The organism is Micromonospora sp. NPDC005194 (genome assembly GCF_040608335.1).
In the GTDB taxonomy this organism is placed as follows: domain Bacteria; phylum Actinomycetota; class Actinomycetes; order Mycobacteriales; family Micromonosporaceae; genus Micromonospora.
Window position 1 is genome coordinate 34,811 of sequence record NZ_JBEXIA010000027.1, and the last position, 26,539, is coordinate 61,349.

The 26,539-nt window shown below is 73.5% G+C and carries 25 protein-coding genes and 1 pseudogene; 11 read left to right on the top strand and 15 right to left on the bottom strand.

Annotated elements, in window-relative coordinates; genetic code table 11:
* Positions 1 to 47 precede the first annotated feature (47 nt).
* Together ABZU53_RS21945 and lgt are read right to left on the bottom strand one after the other, a co-directional pair.
* On the bottom strand, positions 48 to 1,235 hold the full coding sequence (locus tag ABZU53_RS21945; RefSeq protein WP_234587996.1) for an FAD-dependent monooxygenase: 1,188 nt from the start codon (positions 1,233 to 1,235) through the stop codon (positions 48 to 50).
* Between the two features lie 15 nt (positions 1,236 to 1,250).
* Positions 1,251 to 2,441 carry a prolipoprotein diacylglyceryl transferase gene (gene lgt, locus ABZU53_RS21950; RefSeq protein WP_355067202.1) on the bottom strand — a complete coding sequence of 397 codons (1,191 nt, stop codon included), beginning with the start codon at positions 2,439 to 2,441 and terminating at the stop codon, positions 1,251 to 1,253.
* Between the two features lie 101 nt (positions 2,442 to 2,542).
* On the opposite strand from lgt, the gene ABZU53_RS21955 reads away from it, so the two are divergent.
* Positions 2,543 to 3,151, top strand: coding sequence for an NUDIX hydrolase (locus ABZU53_RS21955; protein ID WP_355067203.1), 609 nt, complete (start codon positions 2,543 to 2,545; stop codon positions 3,149 to 3,151).
* A gap of 293 nt (positions 3,152 to 3,444) precedes the next feature.
* On the opposite strand, the gene trpA is transcribed toward ABZU53_RS21955, so the two are convergent.
* The 3 genes from trpA to trpC are packed head-to-tail and all read right to left on the bottom strand — an operon-like array spanning position 3,445 to position 6,329.
* Positions 3,445 to 4,248 carry a tryptophan synthase subunit alpha gene (gene trpA / locus ABZU53_RS21960; protein ID WP_355067204.1) on the bottom strand — a complete coding sequence of 268 codons (804 nt, stop codon included), beginning with the start codon at positions 4,246 to 4,248 and terminating at the stop codon, positions 3,445 to 3,447.
* Position 4,249: 1 nt separating this feature from the next.
* Entirely contained in the window at positions 4,250 to 5,488 is a 1,239-nt protein-coding gene (trpB, locus tag ABZU53_RS21965; RefSeq protein WP_355067205.1) for a tryptophan synthase subunit beta, read from the bottom strand.
* Positions 5,489 to 5,525: 37 nt separating this feature from the next.
* Positions 5,526 to 6,329 (bottom strand): indole-3-glycerol phosphate synthase TrpC, encoded by an 804-nt coding sequence (trpC, locus tag ABZU53_RS21970; protein WP_039906616.1) that lies wholly within the window; start codon positions 6,327 to 6,329, stop codon positions 5,526 to 5,528.
* Positions 6,330 to 6,816: 487 nt separating this feature from the next.
* On the opposite strand from trpC, the gene ABZU53_RS21975 reads away from it, so the two are divergent.
* Positions 6,817 to 7,086 (top strand): hypothetical protein, encoded by a 270-nt coding sequence (locus tag ABZU53_RS21975; protein ID WP_354856175.1) that lies wholly within the window; start codon positions 6,817 to 6,819, stop codon positions 7,084 to 7,086.
* On the opposite strand, the gene ABZU53_RS21980 is transcribed toward ABZU53_RS21975, so the two are convergent.
* The 4 genes and pseudogenes from ABZU53_RS21980 to ABZU53_RS21995 all read right to left on the bottom strand — a co-directional run.
* Positions 7,087 to 7,653, bottom strand: a complete 567-nt coding sequence (locus ABZU53_RS21980) for a Trp biosynthesis-associated membrane protein (RefSeq protein WP_355067206.1) — start codon at positions 7,651 to 7,653, stop codon at positions 7,087 to 7,089.
* A 55-nt stretch (positions 7,654 to 7,708) separates the two neighbouring features.
* The gene (locus tag ABZU53_RS21985) at positions 7,709 to 9,262 is read right to left on the bottom strand and encodes an anthranilate synthase component I (RefSeq protein ID WP_355067207.1); all 1,554 of its coding nucleotides are present in this window, start codon (positions 9,260 to 9,262) and stop codon (positions 7,709 to 7,711) included.
* The gene (gene hisI, locus ABZU53_RS21990) at positions 9,259 to 9,687 is read right to left on the bottom strand and encodes a phosphoribosyl-AMP cyclohydrolase (RefSeq protein WP_355067229.1); all 429 of its coding nucleotides are present in this window, start codon (positions 9,685 to 9,687) and stop codon (positions 9,259 to 9,261) included. The genes ABZU53_RS21985 and hisI overlap by 4 nt, the downstream gene beginning before the upstream one ends.
* 180 nt (positions 9,688 to 9,867) lie before the next feature.
* Positions 9,868 to 10,554 (bottom strand): annotated as a pseudogene (locus ABZU53_RS21995) (phosphoribosyl-AMP cyclohydrolase); the annotation flags it as partial.
* Positions 10,555 to 10,746: 192 nt separating this feature from the next.
* Here ABZU53_RS21995 and ABZU53_RS22000 point away from each other — a divergent pair.
* The 3 genes from ABZU53_RS22000 (at position 10,747) to ABZU53_RS22010 (ending at position 12,919) form a co-directional block, all read left to right on the top strand.
* On the top strand, positions 10,747 to 11,487 hold the full coding sequence (locus ABZU53_RS22000; RefSeq protein WP_354856172.1) for an ABC transporter ATP-binding protein: 741 nt from the start codon (positions 10,747 to 10,749) through the stop codon (positions 11,485 to 11,487).
* On the top strand, positions 11,484 to 12,239 hold the full coding sequence (locus ABZU53_RS22005; RefSeq protein ID WP_354856171.1) for an ABC transporter permease: 756 nt from the start codon (positions 11,484 to 11,486) through the stop codon (positions 12,237 to 12,239). Before ABZU53_RS22000 ends, ABZU53_RS22005 begins: the two co-directional genes overlap by 4 nt.
* A gap of 83 nt (positions 12,240 to 12,322) precedes the next feature.
* A complete protein-coding gene (locus ABZU53_RS22010) occupies positions 12,323 to 12,919 on the top strand; it encodes a TetR family transcriptional regulator (RefSeq protein ID WP_354856170.1) in 597 nt (198 codons plus the stop codon).
* 8 nt (positions 12,920 to 12,927) lie between these two features.
* Here the strand turns inward: ABZU53_RS22010 and ABZU53_RS22015 are convergent, their stop codons facing one another.
* The 3 genes from ABZU53_RS22015 to ABZU53_RS22025 all read right to left on the bottom strand — a co-directional run bounded on the left by ABZU53_RS22015 (position 12,928) and on the right by ABZU53_RS22025 (position 17,488).
* Positions 12,928 to 13,677 (bottom strand): DUF2470 domain-containing protein, encoded by a 750-nt coding sequence (locus ABZU53_RS22015; protein ID WP_355067208.1) that lies wholly within the window; start codon positions 13,675 to 13,677, stop codon positions 12,928 to 12,930.
* 84 nt (positions 13,678 to 13,761) lie between these two features.
* Positions 13,762 to 15,537: an ABC transporter ATP-binding protein gene (locus tag ABZU53_RS22020; RefSeq protein ID WP_354856181.1), complete on the bottom strand. Its 1,776-nt coding sequence runs from the start codon at positions 15,535 to 15,537 to the stop codon at positions 13,762 to 13,764.
* 67 nt (positions 15,538 to 15,604) lie between these two features.
* A complete protein-coding gene (locus ABZU53_RS22025; RefSeq protein WP_355067209.1) occupies positions 15,605 to 17,488 on the bottom strand; it encodes an ABC transporter ATP-binding protein in 1,884 nt (627 codons plus the stop codon).
* 170 nt (positions 17,489 to 17,658) lie between these two features.
* On the opposite strand from ABZU53_RS22025, the gene ABZU53_RS22030 reads away from it, so the two are divergent.
* The 3 genes from ABZU53_RS22030 (at position 17,659) to ABZU53_RS22040 (ending at position 21,332) form a co-directional block, all read left to right on the top strand.
* Positions 17,659 to 18,288 (top strand): TIGR03085 family metal-binding protein, encoded by a 630-nt coding sequence (locus ABZU53_RS22030; RefSeq protein WP_355067210.1) that lies wholly within the window; start codon positions 17,659 to 17,661, stop codon positions 18,286 to 18,288.
* Positions 18,289 to 18,415: 127 nt separating this feature from the next.
* Positions 18,416 to 19,366, top strand: a complete 951-nt coding sequence (locus tag ABZU53_RS22035) for a terpene synthase (RefSeq protein WP_355067211.1) — start codon at positions 18,416 to 18,418, stop codon at positions 19,364 to 19,366.
* Positions 19,367 to 19,505: 139 nt separating this feature from the next.
* The gene (locus ABZU53_RS22040; protein WP_354856165.1) at positions 19,506 to 21,332 is read left to right on the top strand and encodes a long-chain fatty acid--CoA ligase; all 1,827 of its coding nucleotides are present in this window, start codon (positions 19,506 to 19,508) and stop codon (positions 21,330 to 21,332) included.
* A gap of 74 nt (positions 21,333 to 21,406) precedes the next feature.
* Here ABZU53_RS22040 and ABZU53_RS22045 read toward each other — a convergent pair whose 3' ends face one another.
* Entirely contained in the window at positions 21,407 to 22,864 is a 1,458-nt protein-coding gene (locus tag ABZU53_RS22045; RefSeq protein WP_354856164.1) for a PLP-dependent aminotransferase family protein, read from the bottom strand.
* Positions 22,865 to 22,923: 59 nt separating this feature from the next.
* Here ABZU53_RS22045 and ABZU53_RS22050 point away from each other — a divergent pair, with 59 nt between their 5' ends.
* Together ABZU53_RS22050 and ABZU53_RS22055 are read left to right on the top strand one after the other, a co-directional pair.
* On the top strand, positions 22,924 to 23,607 hold the full coding sequence (locus ABZU53_RS22050; RefSeq protein ID WP_354856163.1) for a hypothetical protein: 684 nt from the start codon (positions 22,924 to 22,926) through the stop codon (positions 23,605 to 23,607).
* Between the two features lie 101 nt (positions 23,608 to 23,708).
* Positions 23,709 to 24,170: a hypothetical protein gene (locus ABZU53_RS22055; protein WP_354856162.1), complete on the top strand. Its 462-nt coding sequence runs from the start codon at positions 23,709 to 23,711 to the stop codon at positions 24,168 to 24,170.
* A gap of 101 nt (positions 24,171 to 24,271) precedes the next feature.
* On the opposite strand, the gene ABZU53_RS22060 is transcribed toward ABZU53_RS22055, so the two are convergent.
* Both ABZU53_RS22060 and ABZU53_RS22065 read right to left on the bottom strand, forming a co-directional pair.
* Complete coding sequence (locus ABZU53_RS22060; protein WP_354856161.1) at positions 24,272 to 24,814, bottom strand: GNAT family N-acetyltransferase; 543 nt, start codon at positions 24,812 to 24,814, stop codon at positions 24,272 to 24,274.
* An 11-nt stretch (positions 24,815 to 24,825) separates the two neighbouring features.
* On the bottom strand, positions 24,826 to 26,043 hold the full coding sequence (locus ABZU53_RS22065; RefSeq protein ID WP_355067212.1) for a helix-turn-helix transcriptional regulator: 1,218 nt from the start codon (positions 26,041 to 26,043) through the stop codon (positions 24,826 to 24,828).
* Between the two features lie 175 nt (positions 26,044 to 26,218).
* Between ABZU53_RS22065 and ABZU53_RS22070 the strand changes: the two genes are divergently transcribed.
* Complete coding sequence (locus ABZU53_RS22070) at positions 26,219 to 26,467, top strand: hypothetical protein (protein WP_355067213.1); 249 nt, start codon at positions 26,219 to 26,221, stop codon at positions 26,465 to 26,467.
* The last annotated feature ends 72 nt before the right edge of the window (positions 26,468 to 26,539 follow it).

Below are 26,539 nucleotides of genomic sequence, written 5' to 3' on the forward strand. Positions count from 1 at the left end.
CCACGCGGTTTCCCAGAGCAACGCGGTTTGCAGAGCAACGCGGACGGTCAGGCCGGCGGACGCCACTGCGCCGCGGAGGCGGCGGCGCTGGAGAGCAGCCGCGAGTTGATGGTGCCGAGCGCGGCGTCGCGGGCGCGCAGCGCCAACCGGCCCCGGGTCTGGAGCACCGCCGACATGCGCCGGGTCTGGCGGACCACTGTCGCCGCCCGGGGACGGCGCACCCGGTCGTACGTCTGCACGGCGTCGGGCAGGCGGGCCTCGCGCAGCAGCGAGGCGAGCGTCGCGGCGTCCTCGAAGGCGAGGCAGGCGCCCTGGCCGAGGTGCGGCGGCATGGCGTGCGCCGCGTCGCCGAGCAGCACCACCCCGCCCGGCCCGACTCCGAAGCCGTAGGCGCGGGGCAACGGGCGCAGCTCACGGACCTCCTGCTGCACCAGGTCGCTCGGGTCGGTGGCGTCGAGCAGCGCGGCGATCGGTGCCGGCCAGCCGGCATACCAGCGGCGCAGGAGGGCGAGCTGGGTCTCCGGCGGCTCGGGGCGGGGAGCGCCGGCGGCGGTGGCCACCCAGTAGATGCCACCCCGGCTGGAACCGCCCGAGGAGCCACGCTCGCCCAGCGAGGCGGCCACGAACCGGTAGCCCGCGCCGAGAACCTCGCCGGCGATCGGCTGGTCGGCGGGCAGCCGGGGCGCCCGGTACCAGGGGATGACAGCCCGCCAGGCCGCGCAGCCGGAGCTGACCACGCCGGACTCGGGGGCCAGTTGGCGACGGATGACGCTGTCCGTGCCGTCCGCGGCGACCACCAGGTCGGCCTCGATGGTGTGCCGTCCGTCGCTCACACCCGGGCGTTCGCCCGGCTCGACGCGAACGTGGCGCACGGTCACCCCGGTACGCAGCTCGACCCGGTCACCGAGGCCGGCGATCAACGCGTCGTGCAGATCCTCCCGGTGCACCACCACCGGCATCCGGTCGGCCGGCGTCGGCCGGGGTTGCACCAGCCAGTGCCCGTCCGGGCGGCGGACCCCACCGTCGGGCAGCGGGGTGGCGATGGCGGCCAGACCGGCGCCGAGGCCGAGGGCCTGCAACGCGCGGACGCCGTTGGGCCAGAGCACCACGGCGGTCGGCTCGGGGCGGACCCGCTCGGCGCGGTCCAGCAGGGTGACCTGCCAACCGGACCGGGCCAGCGCGCCGGCGACCGCGAGGCCTCCGACCCCGGCGCCGACCACCACCGCGCTTCGCATCGGTGCCGCCCCCGCTCAGCTGTCCCGGTCGGCGGGGCGTACGCCGGCGGCGTCGGCCCGGTCCTCGTCGCGCGCCTCGCGCGGGTCATCCGCCGGCCCGTCGGCGCGGGCGCTGGCTGCCTCGTCGTCGGTCGCCTCGTCGTCGAGCGGCTCGGCGCCCTCGGGGCGTACGTCGTCGGCCGCCTCCGGCGGCGCCACGCCGGTGTTCCGCCAGGTGTCGTACTGCTCCTCGCTGACCACCCGGTAACCCTCCGGGGCAGCGGCGCGCGCGCCGGTCTGGCCTTCGGAGACGTCGACCTGGGACAGGTCGGACGTGGTGGGCGGCGTGGGCGTGGCGGCCGGGCCGATCGGGATCAGGTACTCCCGGGGGCCGCGGACCCGCACGAAGTAGATCAACGCGCCGAGGAAGACCAGGGCGGCCGTCCAGACGTTGAGCCGTACGCCGAAGATCTGGTTCGCCTCGTCGGTGCGCATCAGCTCGATCCAGAACCGGCCGGCGGTGTAGCCCATCACGTACAGCGCGAACGCCCGGCCCCGCCCGAGCCGCAACCGCCGGTCCAGGATGAGGACCAGCGCGACCACGCCCAGGTTCCACAGCGCCTCGTAGAGGAACGTCGGGTGGTAGAGGCCGGGTTCGAGGATCGGCTGCCCGGCGTCGTCCCGCAGCGCGTGCCCCGGGTTGTCCGGGTCCATCCGGTGGATCTCCAGGCCCCACGGCAGCGTCGTGCGGCCACCGAACAGCTCGTTGTTGAACCAGTTGCCGAGCCGCCCGACGGCCTGGGCCAGCGGCAGCCCGGGCGCGAGCGCGTCGGCCACCACGCTGAACGGGATGCCCAGCTGGCGGGCGGCGATCCACACGCCGATGGCCCCACCGGCGACGGCGCCCCAGATGCCGAGACCGCCCTCCCAGATGGCGAACGCCTTCATCGGCTCGCCACCGGCGCCGAAGTACTTCTCCGGAGAGGTGATCACGTGGTAGATCCGGGCGCCGATGATGCCGGTCGGCACCGCCCACACGGCGATGTCGAGCACCGCGCCGGGCGCGACGCCGCGCTGACGCAGACGGCGTTCGGTCACCCAGCAGGCCAGCACGATGCCGGCGATGATGCACAGCGCGTACGCCCGGATCGGGACCGGCCCGAGCTGCCATACCGCGGTGCTGGGACTGGGCAGGGCCGCCTGGGGGGACAGCGAGGCGATGGTCACGGGTGCACACGCTACCGCTGCGCACCCCCGCAGCGGCACCCCGGGCCGCCGTGCGCGGATCCCGATGACTTCTGGTTTGCGCCGCCGTACGCTCTTTGTCCATGAGCGCGCTCACCTGGGCGGTCGCCGCGGTCGTCACCGACGCCGCCGGCCGGGTGCTGCTCTGCCGCCAGGGCCGGGGCCAGCGCCGTTACGCGTTGCCCGGCGGCCGGCTGCGCCCGGCGGAGAGCCCGGTGCGGGCGGCGCTGCGCGACATCCGTGCCGAGACCGGCTGGGAGATCGACCTGGTCGACCTGGTGGGCGTCTACCACCTCGACGGCCCGACGACGCACACGCGAGCCGGGCGGGCCGGCCCGCTGCCGGACATCCTGGTGCACGTGTTCCGCGCGCGTGTCGCCGAGGGCCGGCCGAGTGCCGACCCGCCGCCGGGCTGCCGGCTGTCCTGGCACGCCCCCGGGGTGCTGCCCGAGGCCGTCACCCCGCTCACCCGGGCGGCCGTCACCGACGGGCTCGCCGGCCGCTCCGGCGTCCTGCGCCGCGTCTCCTGGGCGCTCGACACCGTCACCCCCACTCCGCCGGGCCGCCCCACCGGGGAGGGCCAACCTGCCACGCAGGCCCGGCCGATCGCGGATCGCGATGAGCGGTCGGGGGCCGGTCAGCCGCCGGAGCAACGCGGCGAGCCGGCAGCGGACCCGTCCCTACTGCCCTGACTCCGCACTGCCGGCAACCGCACTGCCGGACGCCGCACTCACCGCGGCCCGGGCCAGCGGGGGTCACGGGTCGTTGATGCCCGCGCCCTGGGGAGCGCACGCGCCGCAGAGCCGTATACCTGTGAGTCATGAACATGACTCACAGGCATACGTCTCTTCAGCGAAAGGCAGGCCCGGCGCTCATGCCGTCCGTCGCACCGGCCGGCCGAACGAAACCACCGGCCAGCCGAACGGGACCAGCGGTGCAGCGCCCAGCGGCCCGAAGGGCCGGCGTCCGGGCCCGGGGGCCGAGGTCAGCGCGCGGGGTTGCGGACGCCCTCGGCGAGTTCGGCGCTGAGGGTGCGCAGCGCGGCCAGCCCCTCGGCCTCCGAGGAGGCGTCGAGCACACAACGGACGAGCGCGCTGCCGACGATCACCCCGTCGGCGTACCCGGCGACGGTGCTGGCCTGCGCTCCGGTGCCCACGCCCAGGCCGACACCGACCGGCAGGTCGGTGACCGCGCGAACCCGCGAGACCAACGTGGGGGCGGCGTCGGACGTCCGCGCCCGAGCGCCGGTCACCCCCATCACGGCGGTGGCGTAGACGAAGCCCCGGCAGTTGTCCACGGTCATCGCCACCCGGGCGTCGGTGGACGACGGCGACACCAGGAAGGTGCGGTCCAGGCCGTGCGCGTCCGAGGCGGCCAGCCACTCGGCAGCCTCGTCGGGGATGAGGTCCGGCGTGATCAGGCCGGTGCCGCCGGCGGCGGCGAGGTCGCGGGCGAACACGTCCACGCCGTACCGCTCGATGGGGTTCCAGTAGGTCATCGTGACGACTGGCGCGCCGGTCGCCGCGACCGCCTCGATGATGCGCAGCGTGTCGGACGTCCGGACGCCGCCGGCCAGCGCGATGTCGCTGGCCTTCTGGATTACCGGGCCGTCCATCACCGGATCCGAGTACGGGATCTCCACCTCGATGACGTCGACGCCGGCCTGGACCATCGCCGTCATGGCCGCGATGCTGCCCTCGACGGTCGGGAACCCGGCCGGCATACAGCCGACCAGCACGGCCCGCCCGTCGGCCCGGGCCTTGTCGAAGGCCACCCCGATGCGGCTCATCTCAGTGCTCCTTGTCGAGGATGCCGAAGTAGTCCCCGGCGGTGTGCACGTCCTTGTCGCCCCGGCCGGAGAGGTTGACCACGATGGTGGGCTCCCGGCCCAGCTCGGCGGCCAGCTTCGGAGCCAGCGTGACGGTGCCGGCGAGGGCGTGCGCGCTCTCGATCGCCGGGATGATCCCCTCGGTGCGGCAGAGCAGCTCGAACGCGGCCATCGCCTCGGCGTCGGTGACCGGCAGGTAGCTGGCCCGGCCGGTGTCGTGCAGCCAGGCGTGCTCGGGCCCGACGCCCGGGTAGTCCAGGCCCGCGGAGATCGAGTGCGACTCCAGCGTCTGCCCGTCGGCGTCCTGCAGCACGTACGTGCGGGCGCCGTGCAGCACGCCCGCCGACCCGCCGGTGATGCTCGCGGCGTGCCGACTGGTGGTCACCCCGTCGCCGCCGGCCTCGAAACCGTAGAGCCGCACGTCCTCGTCGGGCACGAAGGCGTGGAAGATGCCCAGCGCGTTGGAGCCGCCGCCGACGCAGGCGGTGACGGCGTCCGGCAGCGCGCCGGTCAGGTCGAGGCACTGCTGGCGGGCCTCGTCACCGATGCCCCGGACGAAGTCACGGACCATCGCCGGGAACGGGTGCGGCCCGGCGGCGGTGCCGATCAGGTAGTGGGTCTCGTCGACGTTCGCCACCCAGTCGCGCATCGCCTCGTTCATCGCGTCCTTGAGGGTGCGCGAGCCGGTGGTGACCGGGACGACTGTGGCGCCGAGCATCCGCATCCGGGCCACGTTGAGCGCCTGCCGCTCGGTGTCGACCTCGCCCATGTAGACCACGCACTCCAGGTCGAACAGGGCGGCGGCGGTCGCGGTGGCGACGCCGTGCTGGCCCGCCCCGGTCTCGGCGATCACCCGGGTCTTGCCCATCCGCTTGGTGAGCAGTGCCTGGCCGAGCACGTTGCGGACCTTGTGGGCGCCGGTGTGGTTGAGGTCCTCACGCTTGAGCAGCACCCGCGCGCCGACCTTCGCGGAGAACCGCCGGGCCTCGTAGAGCAGCGACGGCGTGCCCGCGTAGTCGCGCAGCAGCGCCCCGAACTCGGCCCGGAAGGACTCGTCCGCGATCGCCGTACGCCACGCCCCGTCGAGCTCGTCCAGCGCGGCCACCAGGGCCTCGGGCACGAACCGACCGCCGAAGCGGCCGAAGTGGCCGGCGGAGTCGGGCTGCGAGCCGGCCGCCGGGGCCAGCGCATCGGCGCTCATCGGAAATCCTCTCGGTGGGGCGTCACACCGGCGCGGGTCAGCGCACCGGCCGGGGCGTCGCCGGGTGGTTGCCGGCGTTGACCAGTTCGGCCACCGCCTCGCGTGGGCTCTTCTGGGTGACCAGGCCCTCGCCGACGAGAACCGCGTCCGCGCCCGCGGAGGCGTACCGGATCAGGTCGTGCGGTCCGCGGACGCCGGACTCGGCGATCTTGACGACGCTACTCGGCAGGCCCGGCGCGATCCGCTCGAACACCGACCGATCCACCTGAAGGGTACGCAGGTCACGGGCGTTGACCCCGATCACCTGCGCGCCGGCCTCCAGGGCCCGGTCGGCCTCCTCCTCGTCGTGGACCTCGACCAGCGCGGTCATGCCCAGCGACTCGATCCGCTCCAGCAGGCCCATCAGCACGTTCTGCTCAAGGGCGGCCACGATCAGCAGGACCAGGTCGGCGCCGTGCGCGCGCGCCTCGTGCACCTGGTAGCTGGAGACCACGAAGTCCTTGCGCAGCACGGGCACGGTGACCGCGGCCCGGACGGCGGCCAGGTCGTCCAGCGACCCGCCGAACCAGCGCCCCTCGGTCAGCACGCTGATCGCCCGCGCCCCGCCCGCCGCGTAGTCGACGGCGAGATCGGCCGGATCGGCGATCTCGGCCAGCCGGCCCTTCGACGGCGAGGAGCGCTTGACCTCGGCGATGACCGCCACGCCGGGCTTACGCAACGCAGCGTAGGCGTCCAGCGGCGGCGGCGCCGCCGCGGCCAGCTCACGGATCCGTTCCAACGGAACCTGTTCCTGGCGTCGGGCGACGTCCTCGCGCACGCCAGCCAGAATCTCGTCGAGCACGCTTACGGACGCCGCCTGACCGGCCTCGTCCCCCTCCGCGTGCGCATGCTCAGCAGTCACCAACGGACTCCCCTCTCCGGGTGTCATGGGCCGATGCTAGGGGCAGCCGACCGACGCCGGGAGCCGGGGGTATGGCGCTGCTCACGAAAAGGGCTGCGGCATAATGGCCGACTTGCCGTGAACGGGATGTCACGCAGCGCCACCTCCGGTATCGACCGCCGTCATACGACGGGGGCCCGGCGGCCCCGGTCGAACCGGGCCGACCCATCGATCATGCCACCGCTTCCGGCTCGCCGCCCGACGACAACGACACCGGTCGATGCTGTGAGCAAGCTCAAGGCCGAACGGCCGGTGCCAGATCGCGGGCCTGGCGGGACAGTTGACCGGGCGGTCACCCCGGCGAAACGTCAGCCGGCCAGCATCGTCCTCGGGCAGACTCGATGACGCGCCTGCCCGACCGTCGCCAACTCCTCGTGCGGGGTGACCAATGAGCATTGCCGAGTCGAACCCGAGCATCGGACTGACCACCATCTCCCGGACCGTGGCGTCACTCGCCGTCGGCGTGGTGCACACCCTGGAGCGGGCCGTCGTCGGCGAGGGCCGGATGCGCACGGCGCGCGGCAACGCCTGGGAGGCGGTCTGCGCCGACCGGGCCCGCGCCGACCGACGCGCCGAACTGGACCGCCTGGTGGCCGAACTGACCGCCGCCCGCGCCGTCTCCGCCCGCCCGCAGCGGGAGCGTCAGCCGGTCGGCTGATCAGCCGGCCGTCGGGTCCTCGCCCCGGTCCAACGCGTCCCACGCCTCGGTGGTCCGCCGCCCGGCCATCCGGCCCGGTGGGGCGACCGTCCTGGGCGCACTCTCCGTGACGGTCCGCGTCGGCCGCTCGTACCGGGCGCCCATCGCCGGCCACACGTCGCCCCGCAGCGCCGTCCACCCGCCGCCCACGGCGGCGAGCAGACCGCCGAGCAGGCAGAGCGCAGGCCACTGCCGGCTCACCACGCCGTCGAGGTCGGCGACCAACCCGTAACCACCACCGGCCGCCACCGCCAGGCCCAGAACGCCCAGCAGCACGCCCAGCAGCCGCCGCACCCAACCCCGGGTGGCCAGCACCGCGCCACCGCCGGCCAGCGTGACCAGCGCCAGCGCCGGCAGCCACGGCAGCAGGGCGGCCCCGCTGCGGGCCTCGCGAACCGGCGGCAGCGGCGCCGGCCGCGCGGTCACCTCGACCGACCAGCCCCGGGTCGCCGCCCACAGCGCCAGGCCCGCGCCCGCCAGGCAGAGCAGCATGGCGTACGTCAACTGACGCCGACCCCCCGCGCTCACCGGACCAACCTTTCGTTCGCGACTGCGGGGCTCCGCTGCGCTGCACTCCTCGCGCTCACCGGGCCGCCCTCAGCGTTTCCGCCGCGGCGATCGCGGCCAGCACGGCGGCGGCCTTGTCGCGGGTCTCCTGCTCCTCGGCGGCCGGATCCGAGTCGGCGACCACCCCCGCGCCGGCCTGCACGTAGGCGCGGCCGGCGCGGATCAGCGCGGTCCGGATGGCGATGGCCATGTCCAGGTCGCCGCCGAAGCCGAAGTAGCCGACCGTGCCGCCGTAGAGACCGCGGCGAACCGGCTCCAACTCCTCGATGATCTCCATGGCCCGCACCTTGGGCGCCCCGGAGAGCGTCCCGGCCGGGAAGGTCGCGGCGAGCGCGTCGAAAGCGGAACAGTCGTCACGCAGCGTGCCGGTCACGGTGGAGACGATGTGCATCACGTGGCTGTACCGCTCGATGGTCGCGAACTCGGGCACCTGGACGCTGCCCGGCTCGCAGACCCGGCCCAGGTCGTTGCGGCCCAGGTCGACGAGCATCACGTGCTCGGCACGCTCCTTGGGGTCGGCGAGCAGCTCGGCGGCGAGCCCGGCGTCCGCCGTCGCGGTGGCACCGCGTGGCCGGGTGCCCGCGATCGGATGCAGCAGCGCCCGGCGCCGCCCGTCCGCACCGGCGGTGACCTTCAGGTGCGCCTCCGGCGACGAGCCGACGATGTCGAACCCGTCGAAGCGCAGCAGGTACATGTACGGGCTGGGGTTGCTGGTGCGCAGCACCCGGTAGACGTCCAGCGGATCGGCGTGCGTCGCCCGCTCGAAGCGCTGGGACAGCACGATCTGGAAGCACTCGCCCGCCCGGATCGCCTCCTTGGCGGCCTCCACCGCCTTCAGGTAGCCACCCTCGGGCGTACGACAGAGAACCTCGTCGGCCGGTGGACGCTCGACCGTGGAGATCATCGGTGGGATGGGTCGGGACAGCGCCGTGGTCATCGCGTCGAGGCGGCCCACCGCGTGGTGGTACGCGGCGGTGACCTGCGCGTCGCGGCCCGGGGTGTCCAGCGGCGGCAGCACCGCGTTGGCGACCAGGATCGCCGAGCCGTCGTAGTGGTCGAGGACCACCAGGTCGGTGGCGAGCATCATGCCCAGCTCGGGCACGCCCAGGTCGTTCTCGGTCAGCTCGGGCAGCCGCTCGAAGCGGCGGACGAGGTCGTAGCCGAGGTAGCCGACCATGCCCCCGGTCAGCGGGGGCAGACCGTCGGACGGGTCCCCGAGCGGGCCGGCGAGCGCCACGACGGTGTCCCGCAGCACGCGCACCGGGTCGCCGTCGGTGGGCAGCCCGGCGGGCGGCTGGCCGAGCCAGGTCGCCACCCCGTCCCGCTCGATGAGGGTCGCGCTGCTGCGCACGCCGATGAACGAGTACCGCGACCAGGCCATGCCCGCCGAGCCGACGCCCTGCTCGGCCGACTCGAGCAGGAACGTGCCGGGCCCGCCGGCGAGCTTGCGGTAGACACCCACCGGGGTCTCGGCGTCGGCCAGCAGGCGTCGGGTGACCGGCACCACGCGCCAGCGGGCAGCCACGTCGGTGAAGGTGGCCAGGTCGGGGCTCACCGCGCCGTCGGTCATGTGCCGGCCCCCGTCACCGGCAGCTCGGTGAAGAAGCAGGTCCGGTGCCCGGTGTGGCAGGCCGCGCCGACCTGGTCGACGCTGACCAGCAGCGCGTCGCCGTCGCAGTCCAGCGCGACGGAGCGCACGTACTGGTGGTGGCCGGAGGTGGCGCCCTTGACCCAGTACTCCCGGCGGCTGCGCGACCAGTAGGTGGCCCGGCCGGTGGTGAGGGTGCGGTGCAGCGCCTCGTCGTCCATCCAGGCGACCATCAGCACCTCGCCGGAGTCGTGGGCGCGCACCACGGCGGCGACCAGACCGTCGGCGGTGCGGCGCAGCCGGGCCGCGATGGCCGGGTCGAGCCGGGTCGGACGGGCCGGCGTCGACGCCGCCGGGCCGCTCGGATCGCTGGGGACGCCGGTCACCGGCGCGTCAGGTACGGGCACAGTTACCCATTGTCCTGCACGCGGCGCGGGCACCGGCGACGACTCCCGCCGAGGGTTCGGCAGGTGGCCCCCGGGCCGGGCGAGCTGGGCCACGTAGCGGTCCAGCCGGCCGTCGACCAGGGCGTCGGCCAGGTCGGCGCCGGCCGTGTCGGCGATCTCCCCGGCGTACGGGCGGATCAACGGCAGGATCCCGGCGACCAGCCGTACGGCGGCGGCCCAGAGCTGCCCGGTGCCGCCCGGACGCAGCCCGAGGCAGAGCAGCATGTCGTCCCGGTAACCGGCGGGGGCGACCGGCAGCTCCAGGGCCGCCGCGAACGCCGCCCGCCGGGACGACACCCGTACCGACGGGTTCGCCGGGCGCAGCACCGACGGGCAGAGCCGGGCGAGGTCCGCCACGGCGAGCCGGACCCCGAGGCGGTCGGCGGCGGCCCGGGCGGCGGCGGCCTTGCCGAGCATGGCGATCAGCTCCTCCAGCCGGGGTGGCCCGGCGGGCTGGCAGAGCACCGGCAGGTCGATCCGGGGCCGCCAGTGCGGGTCGGCCCAGAGCAGCCGGGCCGGCGCGGTGACCGGCAGCCCGAACGCCCAGTCGGCCGGTTCGCCGAGCCGGTGCACCCAGGAGCGGACGTCGCGGGCGGCCACCGAGACGTGGGTGACCCGGCCGGCGGTCTCGGCCAGGTACGCGCGGCGGGCAGCGTACGGGGAGCCGCCGACCAGCACGTCGAGGTCGACGTCGCTGTGCGCGGTGGCGGCCCGTCGGGCGTGACTGCCGCGCAGCAGGATGCCGACGACCGGCCGCTCAGCGGCGTCCCGCAACCGCGCGGCCCAGTCCTCAAGAAATCCGCTGTGCGGTAACGGAGCGTGACCCACGGCGTCATCGTGCCGTACGCCCGATCAGTACGCAATGCCCGTTGCCGGACCTGCTGTCCGGTCCGGAGCCTACTGCCCGTTGTGATGCTGGGCGCGACGGCGGGCGGTGTCGGGGAAGCGGGCTGTTGCGCGGACGGAGTTATCTCATCTAGCGTTGAGTTCAACAGACGATGAGTTTTTCGGAGGTGCGTGATGGACGACGCGATAACCGTCCGCGACCTGGTGGTCGACCGGGGCGGACGGCGGGTGCTGGACGGCATCAGCTGCGCCGTTCCGCGCGGCGCCGTCACCGGCCTGCTGGGCCCCAGCGGCAGCGGCAAGACCACGTTCATGCGCGCGGTGGTCGGCGTGCAGCTGGTCAGCGCGGGGACGGTCACCGTGCTGGGCCAGCCGGCGGGCGCCCCGGAGCTGCGCAACCGGGTGGGCTACCTCACCCAGGCGCCGAGCGTCTACGCCGACCTGACCGTCCGGGAGAACGCCCGGTACTTCGCGGCCCTGTACGGCCGTGGTCGTGCCGAGGCCGACGAGGCGGTCAGCGCGGTCGGGCTGGCCGAGGCGGCCGGTCAACTGGTCGCCACCCTCTCCGGTGGTCAGCGCAGCCGCGCCTCGCTGGCCTGCGCCCTGGTCGGCGACCCGGAGCTGGTCATCCTCGACGAGCCGACCGTCGGTCAGGACCCGGTGCTGCGGGCCGACCTGTGGGCCCGGTTCCACGCCATGGCCGCCGCCGGCACCACCCTGCTGGTGTCCAGTCACGTGATGGACGAGGCGGCCCGCTGCGACCGGCTGCTGCTGATCCGCCAGGGGCGGCTGATCGCCGACGACAGCCCGGCCGCGATCCGCGCCGCCGCCGGCGTGGACGACCTCGACGAGGCGTTCCTGCGACTGATCAAGGCCGGCGCCACGGACGCGCCGGCCGGACGGGAGGCATCGTGAACCCGCGGATCCTGGCGGCCACCACCGGCCGCATCCTGCGTCAGCTCCGGCACGACCGGCGCACCATCGCGCTGCTCGTGCTGGTGCCGGCCGTCCTGCTCACCCTGGTCTACTTCATGTACGTCGACCAGCCGACCCCGCCGGGGCAGCCGTCGACGTTCGACCGGATCGCGCTGGTGATGCTGGGCATCTTCCCCTTCGTGATCATGTTCCTCGTCACCAGCATCGCGATGCTGCGGGAACGCACCTCCGGCACCCTGGAACGGCTGCTCACGACCCCGCTGGGCAAGCTCGACCTGCTCTTCGGGTACGGCATCGCGTTCGGGCTGGCCGCCGCCGTACAGGCCGCGGTCGCCGCCGGTGTGGCGTACTGGATCTTCGATCTCCGGACCGTCGGTAGCAGCGGCCTGGTGATCGGGATCGCGGTGCTCGACGCGGTGCTCGGCGTCGCCCTCGGGCTGCTGTGCAGCGCCTTCGCCCGCACCGAGTTCCAGGCAGTACAGTTTCTGCCGGTCGTGGTGGTCCCTCAACTGCTGCTCTGTGGGCTGTTCGTGGCCCGCGACCAGATGGCCGGCTGGCTCCAGGCGCTCAGTGACGCCTTCCCCCTGTCGTACGCCATCGAGGCGTTGCAGGAAGTCGGCGCCAACGCCGAGCCGACCGGCACGATGTGGCGGGACGTGGGCGTGGTGCTCGGCGCGGTGGTGCTGGCGCTGGTGCTCGCGGCGGCGACCCTGCGCCGGCGCACCGGCTGACCGACCGGCGGCGACCCGCGCCCCGCGGGTTGCCGCCAGCCGTCGGGCGACCGGCGGCGTCAGCGGACGAACGAAGGGCGGCGATGACGCGGCGGACCGGCCGGCGACCCGGCAACCCGGACACCCGGGAGGCGATCCTCGACGCGGCGCGGGCGGCGTTCGCCGAGCGCGGCTTCGACGCCGCCTCGATCCGCGGCATCGCCGCCACCGCCGGGGTGGACCCGGCGCTGGTGCACCACTACTTCGGCAGCAAGGACCAGCTCTTCCTGGCCGCGATGCAGTTCCCGGTCGATCCCGGCGAGGTGCTACCGACGGTGCTCGCCGGCGACCGGAACGGCATCGGCGAGCGACTGGTGCGGGCGTTCCTCGGCATCTGGGACTCCCCGGCCGGCAGTGCGGGTGTGGCGCTGATGCGTTCCGCTGTGAGCAACGAGTGGACGGCCCGCCTGCTGCGCGAGTTCATCACCACGCAGGTGCTGCGTCGGGTCCTCGACCAGCTCGACGTCGATCCGGCCCAGCTGCCGTTGCGCGGTTCGCTGGTCGCCACCCAGCTGATCGGGCTGGCCATGATGCGGCACGTGGTACGGCTGGAGCCGGTCGCCTCGGCGGACCGGGAGACGCTGGTCGCCATGATCGGCCCGACCATTCAGCGCTACCTCACCGGGCAGTTGCCGACCTAGACCGCCATTCAGCGGGGCGGGCGGGCGTCGGCCGGGCGACGCAGCGGCGGCAGGAGGCGGCTCAGCTCATCGGGCTCGGCCAGCGGGCACGGGAACGCCAGCCGGACGCGCCGCCGCGCGCCGGGGCGCCCGAGGGCGACCACCAGGCCGTAACGGTCGATGCGCACCACGCGCGGCGGCCCGTCCGGGGTCTGCTCGGTCAACCCGAGCTGCCGGCGCAGGTAGTCGGTCACCTGGTCGGCGTCGCGCTCGGCGAGGTCGGCCAGCAGCAGCGCCTCGAACGGGTGCACCGGGTCCGGCTCGGCCTCGGCGTACTCCCCCGGGTCGATCCGGTGCACGACGCCGGCCCGCTCCCAGCGCACCTCGGCCACCTCGAAGCGGAACAGCCGGAACCGGACGCCCACGTCGAGCAGGTCGCCGGTCGGCTCGACCGCGGCGAAGTCGAGCGCCGCTCGGCGTGCCTCCTCGTCGTGCAGTTCGGCGGCCCAGCCGGAGACCCAGGCCCGCCCCAGCCCGGGAGCGCCGGCCGCGGGCGGCAGGTCGAGGACGTCCAGAACCACTGCGACGTCGGCGCCACCGGCCACCGGCCGCAGCGCGGCGCCCAGGTGGCTGGCCACCGGCACCAGCAGCAGCACCCGGCCGTCGGGATCGGTCACGTGCCGGGCGTGGTGCGGGCCCGGCCGGCGGGCCAGGTGGACGAGACCGGGCAGCCGACCGGCGACGAGGGTACGAACGATCTCGGCGGGGCTGGGCCGCATGGCGCGACCTCCTTAAGAGGTTAGGCTTACCTAACCCGGAGCGTAGAGCACCCGTTCCACGGCGTCCAGCAGCCTGGCACTTCGTTACCGGGTCTGCTCCAACCAGGAGGCGTACAGCAGGCCGTAGACCGAGTCGGCATCGTGCACCAGCTCATCGTGCGGGCCGCGCTGCACGATGCGACCCCGGTCCACCACGATCACCTCGTCGGCAGCCTGCGCGGTGGAGAGCCGGTGCGCGATGGCGAGCGTCGTGCGACCCCGCGTGACGGCGTCCAGGGTGCGTTGCAGCCGCACCTCGGTAGCCGGGTCCACCGCGCTGGTCGCCTCGTCCAGCACCAGCAGGTCCGGATCGGCCACGTACGCCCGGGCCAGCGCGACAAGCTGCCGCTCCCCGACGCTCAACGCCTCGCCACGCTCCCCGACGGGCGTGTCCAGGCCGGCGGGCAGACCATCCAACCAGTCCGCCAGGCCCAACTCCGTGAACGCGGCGCCGAGCTGCTCGTCGGTCAGCTCCGGCCGGGCGAACCGGACGTTGTCCCCCACCGTCGCGTCGAAGAGGAACCCGTCCTGCGGCACCATCACCACCCGGGAGCGCAGCGAGTCGAACCGCACCTGCGCCAGCGGCACCCCGGACAGCAGCACCGCTCCCGCCGACGGGTCCATCAGGCGGGTGAGCAGCTTCGCGAAGGTCGTCTTGCCGCTGCCCGTCTCGCCGACCACCGCGACCCGGCTCTTCGCCGGGATCTCCAGGTCGATGTCGTGCAGCACCGGCGGGCCACCCGGATAGGCGAACCGCACCCCGGCGAACCGGATGTCCAACGGACCAGCCGGCAGGTCCCGTCCCTGCTCCCCCGGGTCCGCCACATCCGGGGCCACGTCGAGTACGTCCAGCACCCGCCGCCAGCCCGCGATCGCGTTCTGCGCCTCGTTGAGCACCTCGGTGGCGATCTGCACCGGCTGGATGAACAGCGTCACCAGGAAGAGGAAGGCGGTCAGCTGGCCGATCGACAGCGTGCCGTCCACCCCCAACGTCACCCCGAGCACCACCACGCCCGCCAGCGCCAACCCGGCCGCGAGCTCGCCGACCGAACTGCCCACGATGCTGATCCGGATCGCCCGCTGCTGCGCCAGGCGCTGATTGTCGATGGCGTCGTCCAACCGCCGGGCCGTGCGCCCCGCGATGCCGTACGCCCGGATCACCGGCGCGCCCACGACGCTCTCGCCGACCGCGCCCAGCAGCGTGCCGGTGCGCTGACGCACCGTCGCGTACGCCGCGCCGAGGCGACGCTGCAACTGTCGGATGACGAGCACCGCCGGCAGGAACGCCACCAGCACCACCAGGGTCAGCTGCCAGGAGTACGCCAGCATGACGGCCGTCGTCACCACCAGCTGACCCAGGTTGACCAGCAGGATCACCCCACCCCACTGGAGGAACTGGGTGATCTGGTCGACGTCGCTGGTCACCCGCGAGACCAGCGACCCACGCCGCTCCGACTGCTGGTGCAACATCGACAGGTCGTGCACGTGCCGGAACGCCCGCGTCCGCACATTCGCCAACGCCGTCTCGCTGACCGTGAACAGCCGGCGCATCATCAGATAGCCGCAGGCCGTGGTGACCACGAGGATCGCCGCGGTGACCGCCACCACCGACCAGACCACGTCGAGGTTCAGACCGCCGACGATGCCGCGGTCGATGCCCTGCTGCACCGCGACCGGAACGGCCACCCGGCCCACCATGTAGACCAGGGCCAGGCCCAGCGTGGCGGCCAGGCCGGTCCGCAGCTCCGGGGAGAGCGCCAACCCCCGCCGCAGGGTCTGCCAGGTCGTCTCCGTCCGCGCGTCCCGCTCGTCATTCGTCACCGTCGTACTCACCGGTCTTGCCTTTCGTTCGCGACTGCGGGGCTCCGCTGCGCTGCACTCCTCGCGCTCACCGGTCCACCTCGATCTCCAGGCCCGACGGCAGCTGCGCCACCTCGTCGTCGTACGCGCGCTCCTGCGCGCGGTCGACCTCCGCCTGCTCGTACGCGGTGACCAGGTCCACGTACCCTCCGACGGTGGCCAGCAGCTCGGTGTGCGTGCCCCGGGCGACCACCCGGCCCTGCTCCACGTAGACGACCTCGTCGGCGAGGGCGATGGTCGCCCGGCGGTACGCCACCACCAGGATCGACGCGGCCGGCACTCCCGGCTCGCCCGCCGACGCCCGCAGACCGGCGAGGATGGCCGCCTCCACACGGGGATCCACGGCGCTCGTCGCGTCGTCGAGCACCAGCAGGCGTGGCCGACCGGCCAGCGCGCGGGCCAGCGTGAGCCGCTGCCGCTGGCCGCCGGAGAGCGAGGTGCCCCGCTCGCCGACCATCGTGTCCAGGCCCTCCGGCAGCGCGGCGACGAACCCGTCCGCCTCGGCCAGGCGCAGCGCCGCCCAGACGTCCTCGTCGTCGATGCCCGCCCGGTCCAGGGCGACGTTGGCCCGCACGGTGTCGTCGAAGACGAACGGCACCTGCGCGACCAGCGCGACCGTGCCGGCCAGCGACGCGGCGGTCAGGTCGCGCACATTCACGCCGTCCAGCTCGACGACGCCGGAGTCCGGGTCGACCAGGCGTACGGCCAGCGAGGCGATGGTGGACTTGCCGGCGCCGGTCGGCCCGACCAGCGCGACCGTGCGGCCGGCCGGCACGGTGAAGCCGACCTCGCCGAGCACCTGCGCGCCGGGCTGGTGCGCCTCGGCCGGCGGGTAGGAGAAGTGCACGTCGGTGAACGTGAGCGTGGCCGGCCCCGGGGTGGCCGGGTCGAGCACGTGCTGCCCGTACGGCATCTCGCCGGTGGCGTCGAGCACCCGGCGCACCCGGTCCCAGCCGGCGACGCTGCGCGGCAGCTCGGCCAGCACCCAGCCGATGGCCCGCACCGGGAAGGCCAGCACGGTGAAGAGGAACGCGACGCTGACCAGCTCGGTGACGCTGATCGCGCCCTCGCGCAGGCGGAACGCCCCGACCACCAGCACCGCGAGGGTGCCGAGGCTGGGCAGCGTCTCCAGCAGCGGGTCGAAGACGCCCCGCAGCCGGCCGACCGCGATCAACGCGTCGCGCAGTTCGCCGGCGCGACCGGCGAACCGGGCCGTCTCCTGCGCCTCGCGGCCCATCGTCTTGACCACCAACGCGCCGTCGAAGCTCTCGTGCGCGATGCCACTGACCTCGGCGCGCAACCGCTGCGCCCGGGCCTGCCGGGGCGCCATCCGGCGCGAGTAGACCACGTTGAGCGCGAACAGCGCGGGAAAGACCGCGAGGCCGACCAGGGCGAGGGCCCAGTCGGTGGCGAACAGCGAGACGATCGCGCCGACCAGCATCACCAGCGTGCCCACCGCGAAGGGCAGCGGAGCGATCGGATACCAGGCCGCCTCCACGTCGGAGTTGGCGTTGGAGAGCAGCGTGCCGGTGGCGTTGCGGTGGTGCCACGACAGCGGCAGGTCCAGGTAGCGGCGGGTGACCCGGCGGCGGTAGGCGGCCTGGAGCCGGTACTGCATGTAGCCCGCGCCGAGCCGGCGGCCGAAGATGCCCACCACCCGCAGCACGCTGATCCCGAACAGGGCGACCGCCGCCAGCGCCAGGGTGCCGACGCCCACCTCGCCCCGCGCGATGGCCGGCACCACCACATCACCGACCACCGCGCCCACCACGTACGCGCTGACGATGACCATCGAGCCGAACAGCACACTGCCGATCACGGCAACCGCGAAGATCCGCGGCTGCTCCCGGATCGCCTGCCGCAGAACCCCCAGCCCCCTGCCGAGCACGTCCCGACTTGTCCTGCTCGCCACGCTCTCCCCCGCCGTAAGCCACAATTATCTCCCTCATCCTTACCGCTGCGAGCCGGCACCGCCGACCCGGACGGGATATGTCGACCGTCACGTACCGGACGTACGGGCTCTGGGTGCGGCCGGGCGTCCGCCGGCGCGCGGTGGCGCGTCCGCGGGCCTACGATCGGGCCATGTCGCGGTACGCCCGAGCCGAGCGCGAGGCGCTGGCCGATCTTTTCCTGGCCCTCGGGCCCGACGCGCCGACGATCAACGAGGGCTGGGCGACCCGTGACCTCGCCGCGCACCTGGTGTCGCGCGAGCGCCGTCCGGACGCGGCCGGCGGGATCCTGCTGGCGCCGCTGCGGGGGCACGCCGAGCGGGTCCGCCGACGGCTCGCCGCCGGGCCCTACCCTGAGCTGGTGGCGCAGGTGCGCCGGCCGCCGGTGTGGAGCCCGATCAGCAACCCGCTGACCGACGAGCTGGTCAACACGGTGGAGTTCTTCATCCACCACGAGGACGTGCGGCGGGCCGTCCCGGGGTGGCAGCCGCGCGAGCTGTCCCGCGGTTTGCAGGCCACCCTGTGGAAGCGGGTCGCCCCGCTCGCCCGGCTGACGCTGCGCCGCTTCCCGGCGGACCTCTACGTGCAGGCGCCCGGTCACGGCGAAATCTCCGTCGGCCGTGGTGGCGAGCGGCTGCGGCTGGTGGGCGCGCCGGCCGAGTTGACCCTGTTCCTCTCCGGTCGGCAGCGGGTGGCCCGGGTTCAACTGGACGGTTCGGCGACGTCCGCGCGGCAGCTCCGCAACGCCAGCCTGGGCATGTGACTTTCTGCGCCTAATCGGTCATAGGCGCCGGACAACTGCCGCAGTCCTAGCGATGCGCGCCGATACCTCCTCCCGTACGCTTCACCGCGCCGTTCCGCGCCGGGGCGGCACTATGTGGGGGCACACGATGCGGAGCTTCGCGATCTCGGCGCTACGGGAACCCTCCTTCGCGGCGGGGCGCCACAAGTCCACGGATCGGGTGGCCAGCGAGAGCGTCGAGTGGGCGCGCGCTCTCGGTTTGGTCAATTCCGGTCATCAGGTTCATCGACTACAACTGGCGGACGCCGCCGGCCTGGCCGGCCGGGCCTGCCCGGAAGGGCCGGCGCAGGGGCTGCGGCTCCTCACCGACCTGATCTCCTGGCTCTTCGTCATGGACGACGCCTGCGACGAGGACGGCCTCGGGGCCGACCCGGGCCGGCTGGCGCCGGTCATCGCCGCGCTGCTCGACGTGCTGGACCGGTGCGGCGACCCGCTCGCGCCACTGCCGCCAAACGCCGGCCCGCTGGGTGCCGCGCTGCACGATCTGTGCCGCCGGACCCGGGCCGAGGGTCGGGCGCCGATGCTGCTGCGGTTCGTCAGCCAGGTGCGCCAGTATCTGCTGGCGCTGCTCTGGGAGGCCGCCAACCGGGAACGCCGGCGGGTGCCGGGGTTGACGGAGTACGTCCAGTTGCGTCGGCACATCGGCGGCGTGCACCCCTGTCTCACCCTGACCGACCTGGCGTCGGAACAGCCACCCGGCCCGACCCGGCGTGCCGAACCGGCGCTGGCCGCCCTGGACCTGCTGGCGGTGGACCTGGTCTGCTGGTGCAACGACCTCTTCTCGTACGGCAAGGAGAGCCGGGCCGACCCGGACGCGCACAACCTGGTGACGGTCATCGCCCAGGAGGGCGGCCTGGCCGAGGCGGACGCGTTATGGGCGGCCGCCGACCGTTTCAACCGGGGGTTGGCGGCGTACCTGGCGGCGGAGGAGAGGCTGCTGGCCAGCGGTGTCGAGGCGTTGCGCTCGCCGCTGGCCGCGCGGCGCAACTGGGTCCAGGCGACCTACGACTGGTCACTCGTGGCTGCCCGCTACGCCTGATCCGGGGTGTGTCGGCCGGCGGGCCAGGGCAGCCAGCCGATCACCAGCACTAGCCGATGCCCGGTGCCAGGCAATACTCTTCGGTAACCACTATGACGTGACGACCGTCACGCCACCACCCCCGAAGGCGGCTACAGCGATGGCTCTCGATGTACCGTACCGTTCCATCCCGGACATGTTCCTCAAGCGTGTGGCGGCCACCCCCGACCGCCACGCGTTCGCGTCCCCGACCCCCGACGACTCGGGCCCCGACTGGCTGACCTGGGAGCAGGTCGGCCAACGCGCCAAGGCCGTCGCCGCCGGCCTGCACGCGCTCGGCGTCGGCCAGGAGAATCCCGTCGCTATCCTCGCCAACACCCGGCTCGACTGGGTGGTCGCCGACCTCGGCATCATGTGCGCCGGCGGGGCGACCACCACCGTCTACCCGACCACCGAGCCGGCGGACGCGACATTCATCATCGCTGACTCCGCCTCGCGGGTGCTCTTCGCGGAGAACCCGACGCAGGCCGCCAAGATCGCCGGAGCGGCCCTGCCGGCGCTGACCCACGTGGTGCTCTTCGACGGCACCCCGGACCCGAACGCCGCGGTTCCCCAGCTCACCCTGGCCGACCTGGAGGAGCAGGGCACCCGCGCGCTGGCCGCCGAGCCCGATCTGATCGACATGCTGGTGGCCGGCATCGGCCCGGATCACCTGGCCACGCTGATCTACACCTCCGGCACCACGGGCCAGCCCAAGGGTGTCGAGCTGCTGCACGGCGGCTGGTGCTGGGAGGCCGTGGCGCAGGCCGAGGTCGGGCTGCTGCGCGACGACGACCTGCAGTACCTGTGGCTGCCGCTGGCCCACTCGTTCGGCAAGACGTTGCTCTGCGGCGCGATCCACGTCGGTCTGCCCACCTACGTCGACGGGCGGGTGGACAAGCTGGTCGACCTGCTCGCGGTGATCCGGCCGACCCTGATGTGCGGCGCTCCCCGGGTCTTCGAGAAGGTCTACAACCGGGCGGTGACCACCGCGCAGGGCGCCGGCGGCGCGAAGGCGAAGATCTTCGCCTGGGGTGTCCAGGTCGGCAAGGAGAAGGTCGCTCTGGAGCAGGCCGGCAAGCCGGTGCCGGCCGGGTTGAAGCTGCGCTACGGGCTGGCCGAGAAGCTGGTGTTCAGCAAGCTCCAGGCCCGCCTGGGCGGCCGGATGCGGGTGCTGGTCTCCGGCGCCGCTCCGCTGAGCCCCGAGATCGCCACCTTCTTCGCCGCCGCCAACCTGCCGATCTCCGAGGGCTACGGCCTCACCGAGACCAGCGCCGGCAACTTCGTGAACCCGCCCTCCGGGCTGCGGATCGGCACTGTCGGGCAGGCGATGGGCGACCTGGAGTGCCGGATCGACACCGATGGCGAGATCCTGGTCCGTGGCCGGCCCGTGATGCGCGGCTACCACAACCTGCCGGAGGAGACCGCTGCCGCGTTCACCGAGGACGGCTTCTTCCGCACCGGTGACATCGGCAGCCTGGACGAGCAGGGCTACCTGCGGATCACCGACCGCAAGAAGGACCTGGTCAAGACCTCGGGCGGCAAGTACATCGCGCCGTCGCACATCGAGGGGATGTTCAAGGCGATCTGCCCGTACACCTCGCAGGCGGTCGTGGTCGGTCAGGCCCGCAACTTCTGCACGATGCTCGTCACGCTGGACCCGGACGCGATCCGGGGCTGGGTGGCCGGCGGCCCGCTGGAGGGCCGCGACTATGCCGAGATCGTCGCCTCGCCGGAGGCGCAGGCGATGGTCGAGGAGTACGTCGCCCAGCTCAACGCCAAGCTCAACCGCTGGGAGACGATCAAGAAGGTGGCGATCCTGCCGCGCGACCTGACGATCGAGGACGGCGAGATCACCCCGTCGTTGAAGATCAAGCGCCGTGGCGTGGAGAGCAACTTCGCCGCCGAGATCGACAAGATGTACGCGGGCACCCTCGCCGAGCTGTAGAAACGGTCCGCCGGTGGCCTCGCACCCGCTCGGGTGTGGGGCCACCGGCGCGTCGACCGGGGGGCCGGCCGGGCTCAGGCGATGACGGACGGCTCCCGCCATCGCTGCCGGCCGGTCCGGTCCAGGTCGTAGCGGACCGTGGCGATCCGCTCCACGGCCTCCACCAGGTCGGCGGCCGGCAGGGTGAACGGCAGCCGCAGGAAGCGTTCCAGGGTGCCGTCCAGACCGAACCGGGGGCCGGGCGCGAGCCGGACACCGACCTCCTCGGCGGCGCGGGCGAGCGCGCTGGAGACCGGGCCGTCCAGTTCGGCCCAGAGGGTCACGCCGCCGCGCGGCACGGTCACCCGCCAGTCCGGAAGTCGGTGCGCCAGCGCGGCCAGCAACGCGTCGCGCTGGGCGGTGAGCTGGGCCCGGCGGGCGGCGACGATGGCCGCCGCGTCGTTGAGCAGGTGCACCGCGACCAACTGGTCGAGCACCGGGCTGGACATGTCCACACCGACCCGGACGGCGGCCAGCCGCTGCACCTGCGGCGCGGAGGCGCGTACCCAGCCGATGCGCAGGCCACCCCAGTACGGCTTGCTCATTCCTCCGATGCTCACCACCCGGGAGTGCCGGTCGAACGTGGCCGTGGGCGGGGGCAGCTCGGTGTCGTCCAGCGGCAGGTCCACGAAGGACTCGTCGACGATCAGGTCGGTGCCGACGGCGTGGGCGGCGGCGACCACCTGCTCGCGCAACGCGGACGGCATCAGGTGCCCGGTCGGGTTCTGGAACTCCGGAATCAGGTACGCCAGCTTGGGCCGGGTCTGCCGCAGGCTGCCCAGCAGCAGGTCGGGTTCCCAGCCACCGGCGTCGGAGGACAGCCCGTGTGTCGTGATCCGGGCCCGCCGGCTGGCCAGCGCGGCGAGCGCGTTGGGGTAGGTCGGGGATTCGACGAGCACGCTCCCGCCGGGCGCCAGGGCGAGGCGCAGCACCAGGTCCAGGGCGTGCTGGGTGCCACTGGTGACCATGATCTGGTCGGCCGAGGTGGGCAACCCCCGCGCGGTGTAGCCGGCGGCCACCGCGGCGCGCAGCTCGCCGATCCCGGTCGGGTGGTAGCCGGCCCCGCCCAGGTAGCGGGGCAGATCCTCGGCGGCGGCCCGCGCGGCGGCGAGCAGCTGCGGCGGGGCCGCCAACGCGGCGACGCCGAGGTCGATCATCTCCCGGTCGTCCAGCGGGGTCCACAGCCCGGTGCTGGCGACCCGGTGGTTGCCGGGGAGCATCGTCCAGCTGCCGGCGCCCCGGCGGCTGGCCAGATGCCCGGTCTCGCGCAGCTCCCGGTACGCGGCGGTGACCGTGGTGCGGCTGATCCGCAGCGCCTCGGCCAGCTCGCGTTCCGCCGGGAGGCGCACGCCCAGCGGGAGCCGGGCGTCGGCGAGCAGGCCGCGCACCGCGCCGGCCAGGGCGGCGTAGTCGGGACTGCGACGACGGCCCGGCAGGGCGTGCCACTGCCCCAGCAAGCGGGCCAATTGGACGCCTCGCACCTGCGCTGTCATGGCCACTCCTCGGATATTGGCCTCTTCCTCCGGGAGGATTGGCACCTAGGGTGGCATGCATGGCACTGATTGGCAATCTGCGGCAGCGGCCGGTGCGACGGCTCACCCAGCTCTACGCAGGGCTCGTCCTCTACGGGGTCAGCATGGCCCTGATGATCCGCTCCGACCTGGGCCTCGACCCGTGGGACGTCTTCCACCAGGGGTTGTCCGAGCGGACCGGGCTCTCCTTCGGCACGGTCACCATCGGCGTCGGCGCCCTGGTGCTGCTGCTGTGGATCCCGCTGCGCCAGCGGCCCGGCCTCGGCACGGTCAGCAACGTGGTGGTGATTGGCCTGGTGGTGGACGCCACCCTGGCCCTGCTGCCCACCGGCGGCCCCCTCGGCGCCCGCATCGCTCTGCTGATCACCGGGATCGTCGCCAACGGCGCGGCCACCGCGCTCTACCTCGGCGCCCAGTTGGGTCCGGGTCCACGCGACGGGCTGATGACCGGCTTCGTCGCCCGCCGACCCGGGCGCTCGATCCGCCTGGTGCGCACGGTCATCGAGGTCACCGTGCTCGCGCTGGGCTGGCTGCTCGGCGGCACGGTCGGCGTGGGCACCATCGCGTACGCGCTGGCCATCGGCCCACTGGCGCAGTTCTTCATCCCGCTCGTCGCGGTGCCCGCGCTGGACGCGACCGCCGGCGACCCGCCGGGCGCCACCGCGGGCGACCCGCCGGGCGCCGCTCCCGCCCCGGCCGCCTGAGCGCTCACCGACCGTCCACGGGCCGGCACGCACGATGGTCGAAACGGGCTCGTTGGAGGGTGGGTGTTCCCTTCCGCGGCGCTCGCCGTCATCATCTCTGCATGGGGGAGAACGGTTGGCGCTGGAGCGACGCCTGGATCTTCGTGTCGTTGGTGATCGCGAGCGGGGCCGGGCGGCACCGACGGTCCGCGACGAGTCGTCGGCCGGAGGGCGTACGCCTGACCGACGTGCTGTCCACCGCCGATCACCTCAACCAGGCGATTCCGCAGCGGCACGAGGTGGAGGCCGCGGTGCAGCGGCTGGTCGGCGCGGGTCTGGTCACCGTCGCCGACGGCTGGTTCCGCATCACCACGGAGGGTGAGCAGCTCTGGCGCACCCGGCCGCGCGCCGGGGTAGCGACGATGGTGGACACCGTGCAGGGCGTGCTGAGCCGCCGGCACGCGCCGGGCCGCGCCGACTGGATCCTGGACGAGGCCGAGCACGCGGCGGCCGTGCAGGAGTACGCCGTCCGGTCGATCCCCACCCCCCGCCGGTCACCCGAGGGCCACTCCGGCGGCCACTGACACCCATTGCAGATCTTGGACAGTTTCCGTTACCTGCTAACGGAAACTGTCCAAGATTGCCAAGCGGGCGAAACGTCGCGCCGATGGACCCGGGCCGGGGGTCAGCGACGCCGGACCGGCGCAGCGGGCAACGGCAGGACGAGCAGGTGCATGGGTGTGCCGTCGGGCATCGCCGATCCGCCGACCTGCTGCCAACCCGCGCGCTGGTAGATGGCACGGGCGGGTGCGGCCGGGTTGGACGCCAGGGTCGCCCACCGTTCGGGCCGCCCGTCGAGGAGCCGGCGGATGAGCTCCGCACCGATGCCCGCACCGCGCCGGTCGGGATGCACGACCCACTCCATCACCGCGAACTTGTCGGCGGTCCGGAGGTCGGCGAAAGGCTTGGTGTCGGCGCGCATCCACCAACGGCCGGCGGGCATCGTCCACCCGTACGCCGCACCCACCAGCACACCCACCTCCTCGGCGACCACGAGGGTGAATCCTGGGCGTCGCGACTCGTCGGGCAACCCGTCGGCGAACGCGGCAACCTGCTCCGGCCCCTCGGCGTAGGGCGGCTCGGCGTAGACGACCGCGTACAGGCGGGCCAGCGCCGGAAACACGGCCGCGGCCGACTCGGCGGTGTGCACGGTGTACGTCACCGGCATAGCGGATGAGCCTAGGCCCGAACCCGGTCGGCGAGATCGGCGAACGCGGGCCGCGACCGCTCCACTGTGGGTACGGCAGCCGTGACCTGGGCGGCCACCGACCGCAGCAGGTGGTTGTGCAGCTCGACCGGCAGCGCGTCGAGGGTGTCGGCGGCGTACCGCAACCCGTCGGGAACATGCCCGCCCCGGATCAGCCGGGCAGCCTGATGCAGTTGCACCTGCGCACGTAACCGCGCCTGCGACGCCGGGTACAGGTCGAGGGCCCGCTCCTGCGCGGCCTCCGCGTCGACCAGACGGCCACCGTGCGTGTACACCCACGATTCGGTGTGGTGAAGCCGATGCTCCGGCCACCCCCACAACGACTCCACGTCGTCCACGATCGCGGCTGGTAGCTGCTGGGCAAGGTCGGCGAGTTGCCGCACCGTCGCCACCGCCTCCGCATGCCGCCCGGCCAACGACAGGGCTTGGGACCGGCCGGCGAGCAACCCGCACGCCGCCGACGTAGCCCGCCGCCCCAGTAGAGGCAGTGCCTCGTCCGACAGGGCGACGACCGCCGACGGTTGGCGTCCGTCGTAGCAGCCGTTCACCACATTCCACGCCCGCACCAACACCCGGGTGTCGGTGTCCCCGGATTCGTCGGCAACCCGATGGGCGGTCCGCCACCAGCGGCGACCTAGCACGGTCTGCCCCGACGCGACAAGGCTCAACGCGACGATGACGGACAGGCGGGAGGCAGCTCGCAGAAGACCAGGCCGGCGCGTACCAGTGTCGGCGGCGAGTTGGTGTTGCAGCACGGTCAGGTCGGCACCCAGTTGGGCCATCAGCGCGGGACGGGCCTGCCGGTAGTAGCTGTGGCCGTAGTCGGCCACGATCTGCTCCCACTCGTCGTGGTCGGGCGTCACCGCGTCGCCGAGGCCGTGGCGGAGGGCTTCCAACCCGGCCAGGGGCGCGACGGCGGGGGCGGCAGCCAAGGCGGTCATGGCGCGCAGCATGGTGCGTCTGTGCATGTCGGTGGCGCCGGCACGGTCGGTCCGGTACGCCTCGACGAGCGCGCCGTCAGCGCCCAAGGCCCGATCGCAGGCCGTGGCCAGCGCATCGGTGGCACGGCGTCCACCACGCTCCACCTGGGCGATGTGGCTGTACTGGAAGTGGATGAGCGAACCGAGCTGCCGCAGGGACAGCCCGGCGCTCTCGCGATGCCGTCTGAGTAGCTGCCCGAAGGTGTCCATTCCCGACCCCCAGCGTGTGCAGGAGCGTGTGCACACCGCTCACGCCTGCCGTAGGCCCAGCTTATCGGCCACGCTCGACGTGTCAGCCCATCTGGCACAGCAGCTTCCGGCGGGATCGACGGGAACTGTGGCTGCCGTTCCCGGTGATGTCCACCCTTTGCCCTCGGAGCCGAGCATGACCGACAGCCTTCAGGTGCCTGCGGGCACCCTGCTGCACCTGCTGGCGTGGGAGATCAGCCCGAACCCGACCAACCGCGACGAACTGGTGTGGGCGGTGGTCGTGGACCAGCAGCCGGTCGGCGGACTGGTGCGGATGCGGGGGCACACGTGTGCTGGCCCCGTACCGGACTGCGCCGGCGGGTGGTGCTTCGAGGCGCAGGTGTCGGTCGCTGCGATCCGCGCGAACCTGGATGGAGCCCGGTGAGTGCGCCAAGCCCGGAGCAACTGGCCAGATGGTGGCGGGTTCTGGCCGAGCATGAGCAGCGACACGGGCGAT